This is a genomic window from Anaerococcus sp., assembly GCF_022770135.1.
GTDB lineage: Bacteria > Bacillota > Clostridia > Tissierellales > Peptoniphilaceae > Anaerococcus.
Genome location: NZ_JALEIL010000002.1, coordinates 1 through 10,099 on the forward strand (window position 1 = coordinate 1; position 10,099 = coordinate 10,099).

General features: G+C 37.0%; 10 protein-coding genes. 6 read left to right on the forward strand and 4 right to left on the reverse strand.

Annotated features, from left to right (window positions below):
• The 5 genes from MRZ08_RS00150 to MRZ08_RS00170 form a co-directional block, all read left to right on the forward strand.
• The coding region (locus tag MRZ08_RS00150) for an Asd/ArgC dimerization domain-containing protein (RefSeq protein WP_290878567.1) at positions 1 to 552 on the forward strand (552 nt) is incomplete at its 5' end.
• Positions 542 to 1,423: a 4-hydroxy-tetrahydrodipicolinate synthase gene (dapA, locus tag MRZ08_RS00155; protein ID WP_290878569.1), complete on the forward strand. Its 882-nt coding sequence runs from the start codon at positions 542 to 544 to the stop codon at positions 1,421 to 1,423. The genes MRZ08_RS00150 and dapA, both read left to right, overlap by 11 nt.
• Positions 1,420 to 2,169, forward strand: coding sequence for a 4-hydroxy-tetrahydrodipicolinate reductase (dapB, locus tag MRZ08_RS00160; protein WP_290878571.1), 750 nt, complete (start codon positions 1,420 to 1,422; stop codon positions 2,167 to 2,169). Before dapA ends, dapB begins: the two co-directional genes overlap by 4 nt.
• Before the next feature lie 8 nt (positions 2,170 to 2,177).
• On the forward strand, positions 2,178 to 3,137 hold the full coding sequence (locus tag MRZ08_RS00165) for a diaminopimelate dehydrogenase (protein ID WP_290878573.1): 960 nt from the start codon (positions 2,178 to 2,180) through the stop codon (positions 3,135 to 3,137).
• Positions 3,138 to 3,376: 239 nt separating this feature from the next.
• The gene (locus MRZ08_RS00170; RefSeq protein ID WP_290878575.1) at positions 3,377 to 3,652 is read left to right on the forward strand and encodes a DUF1294 domain-containing protein; all 276 of its coding nucleotides are present in this window, start codon (positions 3,377 to 3,379) and stop codon (positions 3,650 to 3,652) included.
• 58 nt (positions 3,653 to 3,710) lie between these two features.
• Here MRZ08_RS00170 and MRZ08_RS00175 read toward each other — a convergent pair whose 3' ends face one another.
• The 3 genes from MRZ08_RS00175 to MRZ08_RS00185 form a co-directional block, all read right to left on the reverse strand.
• Positions 3,711 to 4,484: a type III pantothenate kinase gene (locus tag MRZ08_RS00175; protein WP_290878576.1), complete on the reverse strand. Its 774-nt coding sequence runs from the start codon at positions 4,482 to 4,484 to the stop codon at positions 3,711 to 3,713.
• Position 4,485: 1 nt separating this feature from the next.
• Positions 4,486 to 5,232, reverse strand: coding sequence for an ECF transporter S component (locus MRZ08_RS00180; protein ID WP_290878578.1), 747 nt, complete (start codon positions 5,230 to 5,232; stop codon positions 4,486 to 4,488).
• 199 nt (positions 5,233 to 5,431) lie between these two features.
• A complete protein-coding gene (locus tag MRZ08_RS00185) occupies positions 5,432 to 7,240 on the reverse strand; it encodes an acyltransferase family protein (RefSeq protein ID WP_290878580.1) in 1,809 nt (602 codons plus the stop codon).
• A gap of 326 nt (positions 7,241 to 7,566) precedes the next feature.
• Here MRZ08_RS00185 and serS point away from each other — a divergent pair, with 326 nt between their 5' ends.
• Positions 7,567 to 8,856: a serine--tRNA ligase gene (gene serS, locus MRZ08_RS00190; RefSeq protein ID WP_290878582.1), complete on the forward strand. Its 1,290-nt coding sequence runs from the start codon at positions 7,567 to 7,569 to the stop codon at positions 8,854 to 8,856.
• A gap of 244 nt (positions 8,857 to 9,100) precedes the next feature.
• Here serS and MRZ08_RS00195 read toward each other — a convergent pair whose 3' ends face one another.
• Positions 9,101 to 9,925 carry an exodeoxyribonuclease III gene (locus MRZ08_RS00195; RefSeq protein ID WP_290878584.1) on the reverse strand — a complete coding sequence of 275 codons (825 nt, stop codon included), beginning with the start codon at positions 9,923 to 9,925 and terminating at the stop codon, positions 9,101 to 9,103.
• Between the last annotated feature and the right edge of the window lie 174 nt (positions 9,926 to 10,099).

Genomic DNA, 10,099 nt, shown 5'->3' on the forward strand with positions numbered 1-10,099 from the left:
GGGATTGACAGAATTGTCTATAACACCTACCAGGCAGTAAGTGGTGGAGGAGAGCTTGCACTAGAAGACCTTTACAACAAGACAAACAAGAAATGGAAATACAAGATAGCCAACAACGTCCTAGCCCAGATCGACGTTTTCGAAGATAATGGCTACACCAAAGAAGAGATGAAGATGGTAAATGAGACAAGGAAAATCCTCGAAGATCCATCACTAAAGATAACCGCTACAGCAGTAAGGGTTCCAGTAGAAAATTCACACGGTGTATCTTGCAACCTATCTCTTAAAAATCCATTTGACCTTGATGAATTAAGAAAAGATTTGGAAAGTTTTCCAGGAATTAAGGTTGTAGACGATATCAAAGAAGAAATATATCCAATACCTACAATGGCTACTGGAACAGACGATGTCTATGTAGGAAGAATTAGGAAGGATGATTCTATCGAAAACGGACTTAATATTTGGATTATAGCTGATAATATTAGAAAGGGAGCTGCAACTAATGCAGTTATGAATGCAGAAATACTAATGGGGGTTAACAATGATTTTTAGGGGAGTAGCTACAGCGCTAGCAACACCATTCAAGAAAGATTTGACGATTGATTATGAAGCCTATGACAAGCTTTTGGCCTACCAAGTAGAAAATAAGGTAGACGGACTTGTTGTTTGTGGAACTACGGCAGAAGCAGCCACAATGGATAAGAAAGAAAAACTCGATTTAATTAATTTTACTATAGAAAAAGTCGGAGGACGACTTCCAATTATAGTTGGGACGGGGTCAAATAATACCAAAGAAGCGGCCGAGTTTTCCAAAGAAGTTAGCGAGATAGAAGGAGTAGACGCCCTTCTAGTGGTAACTCCTTATTATAATAAGGCAAATAGGGAAGGACTTTACAAGCATTTCAAGACCATAGCTGAGGAAAGTACAAAGCCAATCATTCTCTACAATGTCCCTTCAAGAACTGGAGTAAATATCGATCCAGAACTTGTAGGGGAGCTTTCAAAAATAAAAAACATAGTAGGAATAAAGGATGCCACAGGAGACCTCCACTATACGATAAAGGTCAAAAGCTTGGTAGATGAAGACTTTGCCATATATTCAGGAAATGACGACCTTATAGTTCCTCTCATGTCAGTTGGAGGATGCGGAGTGATATCTGTCCTAAGCAATATCTTGCCAAAGGAAACTAGCGAGATGGTTCACGATTATCTTGAAGGAAGAGAAAAGGATGCAGGTTTTTCCCAAGTAAAATATATTAATCTAATAGAAGCCTTGTTCAATGAGGTAAATCCAGTTCCTGTAAAAGAAGCGATGAGACTTTTAGGAATTTCTGATAATTACATGAGACTTCCCCTAAGCCCAGCAAGCAATGAGACAGCAGAGCTTTTGGAAGATGAACTAAAGAAACTAGGTGTTCTATGATAAAAATTATCTTAGTAGGAGCATCTGGAGCTATGGGAGAGACTGTAGCAGAGCTTGTTAGTAAAAGCTTGGAATACCAAATAGTAGCAGGGATTGCTGAAAAGGAAGAGGAAGGAAATTTTCCAATCTATGATTCCTTTTCAAAAATTAAAGAAGAGGCAGATGTCATAATAGATTTCTCCTCAAGAGACCTCCTAGATCCGATTTTGGCCTATGCTAAAGGAAACAATCTGAAGTTAGTCCTAGCTACTACCGGATACACAGATGAAGATTTTAAGAAGATCGATGAAGCAAGTGAGAAAATCGCCCTAGTTCAGTCTGGAAACTACTCCATTGGTATTAATATTATGCTAAAAGTAGCCAAAGAGCTCGCTGGACTTTTGGATGACTTCGATATAGAAATTGTAGAAGCCCATCACAAATACAAGAAGGACGCCCCAAGTGGAACTGCCAAGATGCTTTTCTCCGCCGTTAATGAGGGAAGAGATGGGAAATTAGTAGAAAAATACGATAGATTTTCAGAAAATAAAGCAAGAGAAAAAAATGAAGTTGGCATGTCTTCCCTAAGGGCTGGCACAATTAGTGGAGACCATATGGTGGTATTTGCAGGAGAAGATGAAGTCTTAAGCCTAAGCCACCATGCAGCTAGCAAGAAAATATTTGCCAAGGGAGCCTTGAAGGCAGCAAGCTTCATTGTAGGAAAAGAAAAGGGCAGATATCAAATATCTGATGTCTTAGATAAATAGGAGAGAAAATGATAAGAGTAGGAATAGTTGGTTATGGAAATTTGGGGAAAAGCCTGGGCTATCTAGTAGATGAGTCGGATAAGATGGAGCTTGTAGGATACTTTTCAAGAAGAGAAATTGAGGGAAATCTAGAAGTTAAAAGATATGGTGATATCAAAGACTACAAGGATAAGATAGATATATTGTTCCTCTGTGGTTCATCCGATCATGATATAGAAATCCAAGGGCCAGAGCTTGTTAGAGATTTTAATACTATTGATTGCTTCGACAACCACAAGCACATCTACGATTACTATCAAAAGATGGATAAAATTGCAAAAGAAAGCGAGAAAGTTTCTCTAATATCAACAGGCTGGGATCCGGGTTTATTTTCCCTAGCGAGAACTCTTTTTGAAGCTGTCCTACCAAAGGCAAAAACCTACACCTTTTGGGGCAAGGGTATAAGCCAGGGCCACTCTGCCGCTGTAAGAGCCATTGAAGGAGTAAAGGATGCGGCCCAATACACAATTCCAAGAGAAGACTTCTTAGAAAGTGTAAGGGAGGGGCTTGAGCCAGAATTTACTCCGCAAAAGGCTCACCTTAGAGAAGTCTTTGTAGTAGTAGAAGATGGAGCCGATAAAGAGATAATCGAAAGAAAAATAAAGACCATGCCTGACTACTTCGAAGGCTATGAGACCAGGGTAAACTTCGTAAGCCAAGAAGACTTAAACAAAAACCATAAGGGCATGCCTCATGGGGGAAGAGTCATAAGAGAAGGTGAGAATGCAAAAGATCAAAGAGCAAGGATGGAATTTATCCTGGATCTTGATAGAAATCCAGACTTTACTGCAGCTGTAGCCCTAGCTTATGGAAAGGCTGTCTATAAGTTATACAAAGAAAAATCTTATGGAGCAAAGACAGTCCTAGATATACCAATCTCTGTGCTAATTGATTATGACAGAGAATATTTACTAAAACATATGATATAAAAACTCCCTAGGAAAGACTAATCTGAGTAAATGCTTGCTTGGATTAGTCTTTTATAGCTATGGGTCAATAGGAAAATTATCTGCTGGAGGCTAAAGCTAAGAATAAAGTTAGACTACGGAAAATCCTAGGTCAAAGCCTATATACCCAGGGCTCGGTCTTTCTTTGAGAGAATAAAAGCTCTAGGAAAGATTTTTGAAAAAGGTAGAAAGCCTTGGACAAAAGTAGTTAAATTAATCTTATGAAAAGAGAAGTTCTAATTTATCTAATATCTATCAACATACTTGGAATAATCCTTACAATTTATGATAAGATAGCAAGCAAGAAATTTAGGAAAAATCGCATAAGGGAAAATGTACTCTTACTGATAGGGGCTCTGGGCGGGGCAGTTTCTATGTATATTACAATGAAGTTAATAAGACATAAGACCCGCCACAAGAAGTTTATGGCAGACCTCCCTATAATTTTAATCTTGCAGGTATCTTTTCTAATTTATAAGCTGAAATTTGTTGGGTAATTCGAAAATTCAATAGTTATCAAAATTAAAAGACGAGGAAAGTTAATCTATTTCCTCGTTATTTTGTATTTAGTTCGTATATATCTTTAAGTCCCAAAAGACCTAAGTTTGCTATAGATTTGATCTTATAGTCTTTGAAATCTAAGTAATCTGCATATTCTCCACTTAAGACTATATCTGTATTTTCCTTATCGAGTTTATTTTGTCCAATAATTTCTTCGATAATGGCTTCTACTGACTTTTTGTAGGAATAATATATGCCGTTTTGCATGGCCTTAGTCGTAGATTTGCCCAAGATTTTCTCTACTTTTACAATTTCAACCTGAGGGAGCTTGGCACTTTCCCTCACCAGGGCTTCTTGGAAGAGGTCTATGCCAGGCATTATCGCTCCTCCAAGAAATTCCTTCTTGTTATTGATATAGTCTATAGTAGTTATTGTGGACGCTTGGACTATTATAATATTTTTATCAGACCTGTTTTTACTTCCTACTGCCCTTATGATCCTATCGCTTCCTACGTCTTTGGGATTGTCGTATTTGATATTAATTCCTGTCTTAAGTCCTGCAGATACATAGTAAGGTTTTTTCTTTGAAATTTTATAAGCAATATCCATATAGGTCTTATCAAGTTCTGGGACGACTGAAGAAATTATGATATCAGATATATCAGAAAGCTTTATTCCTTCGTCTAGCAAAAGATATTTGATTATAAGGGAAAGTTCGCTTGCTGACCTATCCTTAATGCTAGATAGGCTAAAACTTGCTTTAAGTTTGTCCTTATCAAAGACTCCAAAGTCCGTATTTCTATTTTCTATATCAATAGCTAAAAGCATTTTATCTCCTTGATGATTTGAGGGCCTTGATTACTGCTGTTGAAAGTATAACAGAAAGTATGGCCTCTGGTATACCACTTGTAATTGTAACTCCTAGTATGGCTGACCTTGCACTATCCATTGGTAGGCCTAGGGTTTTGACATAGCTTTCGGCATATATTAAGTAGATTCCTCCAAGGACTAGGATAGTGTTGGTCATAGAACCTACGAAAGCGCCAATTGCTATTGGGAAATCTTTCTTAGATTTTCTAGAATACATGAATAGGCCTATAACGAGAGCTAGAAGAATTATTACAAAGATAATATTTAGAAGAGACTTTCCTTCGGTAATATTCTTATAGAGTAGGTAGATAAGACCTATAGAGATAGCAATCCACAAAATTTTGGAAAGATTCTTTAACTTTTTATCTCCTATGTTTTGACAAGCCTTGTAAGCATAGTAGCTAGTTACTCCTATTAGAACTCTTGGAAGAACTGAAATTAAAGGATTGTAGAAGACAAAAGAAACTGGACTAGGATTTCTTAGTAGGGCGTTTAGTAAAGACGAAACACCAAAGATTAATCCTACTAGGGCTCCTACTACAGGACCTTCAGCTATTGCTCCGATGATTACAGGTATGTGCATGGTTGTCGCATTGATAAAACCTAAAGGGATTAGACCGAGTGGAGTTAGGCTAAGTACTATGGTGATTGCACCGAGCATTGCCGCCGTCACAAGCTTTCTGCTACTGATTGATTTTTTGTTCATAATTACCTCCGATACGGTTCATATAGATACCGTTCATTTGCATCAATGATGCTAGAAACATTCTTCACTTAAACTCTTTATCTAGTATCTCCATTTGTGAGATCTAGGACAGAGATTAAAGACTACTAAGATTATAACTATGTTTTTATATAAAGTAAAGAGTAGAGATATAAAAAAGAGCAAAATTTGAAATTTTGCCCTAAGATTCAACCTTGTTTACATTTAATATTTTCCTTAAGATCAACTCAGCATAGTCGGTACTTCCCTCGACATTTGGATGGACCCTGTCTACTGCTAGTAGATCATCCCTATCCTTTACGAAAGACCTCCAGTCGACAAGATGAGCCTTATCGTGACTGTCGGTGAAGGCTTTGATGTTTTTGTTTACCTGGTCCATATATGATTCAAGATGGCTGGTGTTTACAAAATATACATCCCTGCCGTCAGCTATGTCCATAATAGCCTCCATGTCTGAATCATTTGCAGATCCGTTTGAGCCAAGTCCAACGAGGATTATGTTATTCAATCCAATATCGTTTTTGATTGCCATAAGCCTATCAGGACCCTCAGGCATATCCCTACCGACTTCTCCATCAAGATATAGATTTGGGACGTAGTCTCTTAGGTAGGAATCGACATTCATAAGGACAGAATCTCCCACAGCAGTTATAGAAATTCCCTTAAGGTAGGAAAGCTCCTTATCTGTAAAATTGAAATCGTCGTAAGCTTTTTCTTTAAAGTTTGGATTTTCCTTTTCCTTACTGGTATTTTTCTCTGAATTAGCTTTTGTTTTAATTTTTTTTGCATCTTCATTTCTCTTTTTGATTTCTTCTTGATTTTGAGAGAAGTTTTTCTTAAATTCATCCATATCTTCTTGCTTTTTATTTCCAATAGCAAGGGAGATAATATTTAATATTATAATTAGAAGAAGACTTCCTATAAGCTTCTTACTCCTAAACTTCTTATTAGCGAAACGAACTTGATAGGAAATTTCAGCAATTATGACAAGGACTATTAGCTCTAAGCCGTAAAACAAAATCCTATTTTCTATCCTGGCCCTTAAAAAGTAGGTGAAAAATACTTGGATTATATACTGCCATAAATAATAGTAGTAGGACCTATCGCCTAGCCAAATCATAAACTTAAATATAGGTTTCTGCTTCCTGTAGGCTATGTGATTTTTTATTTCCATATCGTAGATTAGGAGTAAAAACAAAGCTACTATTAGTTCATAGGCAAGGAAGAATGTCCTGTAGATCCAAAGGCTTTTCCCGTTGATAAAGAAAAAGGGAAGGACGATTGGAATTAATAAAATCCTTGCTAGCTTCTTATGATCTATGCCCTTTATCCTAGCTTTATTTTCCCTGTAGAGGATATTCGCACAAACTCCAATAAAAAATGCTGAGATTCTCGTATCTGTCCCATAGTAAATCCTTATAACAGGAGCCTTAGTAAAGGAGAGATAGTAGCTAATCATAGTAGATATTAGCGTGCCAGCAGCAAAAATAGTAAGCCTTTTATCTTCAAGGTCAAACTTATTTATTAGGTAATCTATAAGATAATAAATTATCACGACCTGGATATAGACAGAGATGTACCACAAATGGGTAAAGAGGTTGAAATTACCACTCCTATCGAAGTAGGAAATTCCCTTAACAATTGCCCTGATGTTTTCTACTGCAAAAATCGTAGAAAGAGAGCTTAGGATACTGTCATCGAAGACTTCTCTTGCAAAAATCAAGGCAAATAAGAGAGAAATTGCGACTACAGTCCAGAGGGGCGACATAATCTTTAGGATTCGTGCCTTTATTTTTTTAAGATAGATTCTAATATCATCTTCGCTTTTAGTTTTCCCAGAGGCCCTTTCAAGGAAAAATCCAGATATGATCATAAAAATAATCACACCAAGAAAACCTCCGGAAAGCCTATGGCTTAGAAGATGGTAGATTGAAACGGCTATAAGGCTTAGGGCCTTGAGCATAGTTACATTATACAAATTCTTTTTCATTACTAACTCCATTCTTAACTTAATAATTATAGCACAAAGTAGTTAAATTTACATTAAGATTAAAAATAAAATCCTAAAATAGAGATGTTGAGAAATTAAATCTTTATTGTATAATATTACTAATTGAATAGTGCGAGGAAAGGCCCTAGTAGCTAGGAAAGGCAGACAGAGAGGAGATGGCTGGTGGAAATCTCTTGACCGGAACTAGTGAATCTAGCTTTGAGCATATATGAATTAAGGCAAAGATATTTGCATAATTTGGGTGGCACCACGAGACCTTCGTCCCAATTGGGGAGGGTCTTTTTATATTGTTTAAAGGAGAAATTATGATTGATATTAAATTACTTAGAGAAAATCCAGAACTTGTAAAAGAAAACATCAAGAAGAAATACCAAGACGAAAAGCTAGTCCTAGTTGACGAAGTCTTAGAACTTGATGAAAAGCTTAGATCTTTCAAGACTGAGGGAGATAACTTAAGAAGTGAAAGAAATAAGACAAGTAAAGAAATCGGCGCTCTAATGGGTCAAGGCAAAAAAGATGAAGCAGAAGAAGCTAAAGCTCACGTTAAGGAGATTAACGACAAGCTAACTGATATCGAAGCCAAGACTGAAGAGTACGGCAAAGAAGTTAAAAAGAGAATGCAAGTAATCCCACAAATCATCGACGATAGTGTACCTATAGGAAAAGATGATACAGAAAATGTCGAAATAGAAAAATTCGGCGAGCCTATCGTTCCTGACTATGACGTACCTTATCACATCGACATCATGGATGCCTTCGATGGGGTAGACCTAGATGCCGCAAGAGATACATCAGGAGCAGGTTTCTACTATCTAAGAGGAGATATAGCAAGACTTCACTCAGCTATTCTTTCTTATGCGAGAGACTTCATGATCGATCGAGGATATACCTACTATATTCCACCATTTATGATTAGATCTGATGTGGTTACTGGAGTAATGAGCTTTGCTGAAATGGAAGATATGATGTATAAGATCGAGGGAGAGGACCTCTATCTAATCGGTACAAGTGAGCACTCAATGATTGGTAAGTTTATCAATACAATCAATGAAGAAGAAAAAATGCCACTAAGAATGACTTCTTACTCACCATGTTTTAGAAAAGAAGTAGGAGCTCACGGTATAGAAGAACGTGGAGTTTACAGAATCCACCAATTCGAAAAACAAGAGATGGTAATAATCTGTAAGCCAGAAGATTCCAAAACCCTTTACAATGAATTATGGAAAAACACAGTTGACTTCTTTAGAAGCCTAGAGATTCCAGTAAGAACCCTAGAATGTTGCTCAGGAGACTTGGCAGACCTTAAGGTTAAATCATGTGACGTAGAAGCATGGAGCCCAAGACAAAAGAAATACTTCGAAGTAGGAAGCTGCTCAAACCTAGGAGATGCTCAAGCTAGAAGACTCGGTATTAGACTAAGGGGAGAGAATGGAACTTACTTTGCTCATACCCTAAATAACACTGTAGTAGCTCCACCAAGAATGCTAATAGCCTTCCTAGAAAACTTAATCCAAGAAGACGGAAGCGTGAAAATTCCTGGGCCACTTCAAATGTATATGGGCGGTAAGGACAAAATCGAGCCAAAAAATAAATAGAACTATAGAATCCGTGGGTAAGATAGCTTACCTGCGGATTTTTAATAATGAGAATTTTTAACTTCCTTAAAAAGATAATTCCTATCCTCATGTAAGAAAATTTTAACAAGGATAAATGATATTGTAGTCTTATCCTTAAGCTAAGAAAGTTTTGATGAAACGATATTAACAAATAAAAATCGTCCCAAATCTTGGAGCTTACTAGGATTTATTAAATCTAGCTTCCCAAGAGGGACGATTTTTCTTATTTAATTTCAAGCATTATCGGCGTATGATCTTGTCTGTCTCCAGAATCTATTATTGTAGAATCTATAACATCTTCCATAAGTCTATCAGACACAAGGAAGTAATCGATCCTCCAGCCGGAGTTGTTGATCTTGCTTGTCTTAACTCTTTGGGCCCACCAGGTGTAGGCTCCTTCAAGGTCCTTGTTAAGATGTCTAAAGGTATCTGTAAATCCCCTATTTAAAAGATTAGTAAAGCCTCTTCTCTCTTCATCTGTAAAGCCTGCTGACATGTGGTTGGTATCAGGGTGAGCAAGGTCGATTTCTTCATGGGCAACGTTAAAATCCCCTGTGGCTATTACAGGCTTTGTTTTATCAAGCTCTGCTAGGTAGTCTGCAAAAAGCTTATCCCATTCTTCTCTTAGAGGAAGTCTCTTAAGCTCGCCACCTGCATTAGGTGTGTAGACTTGGGTAAAGTAGAAGTCCTCAAACTCTAGGGTAAGAATTCTACCCTCAAGATCCATCGTATCTGGTGCGCCAATTTCTGGGAAGGACTCCTTTACATCGAGGCCCTTTTTGTAGAGGGTCATAGTTCCCGCATAGGACTTTCTAGCAGTTGGCCTTGAGGAAATCCATACATAATCATACTCAGGGAAGAATTCACTAAGCTTTTCGATATGCTTTTTGCTAGGTCCATTTGCTGGAAGCTTGGTCTCTTGAAGGGCTATTACATCAGGGTTTTCGTTTTTTATAGTTAATAGAACATCTCTACTCATTACTGCTCTTTTGGAATCGCTGGTTAGGGCAGCATTTAGAGAATCTATGTTCCAAGAAATAAATTTCATTAAGTCTCCTTTACATTTTCTTTTACTAAGATAATTATAGGATAAATCTAATTATTTGCAAATTTCAAAAATTTAGTTCATAAAATGAAATAGTTTAAGAAAACCCCCTTAAATGATATAATATTAATATGATAATGATTGCAGATGAAATAATAAGAATTGATAAGTTTATAT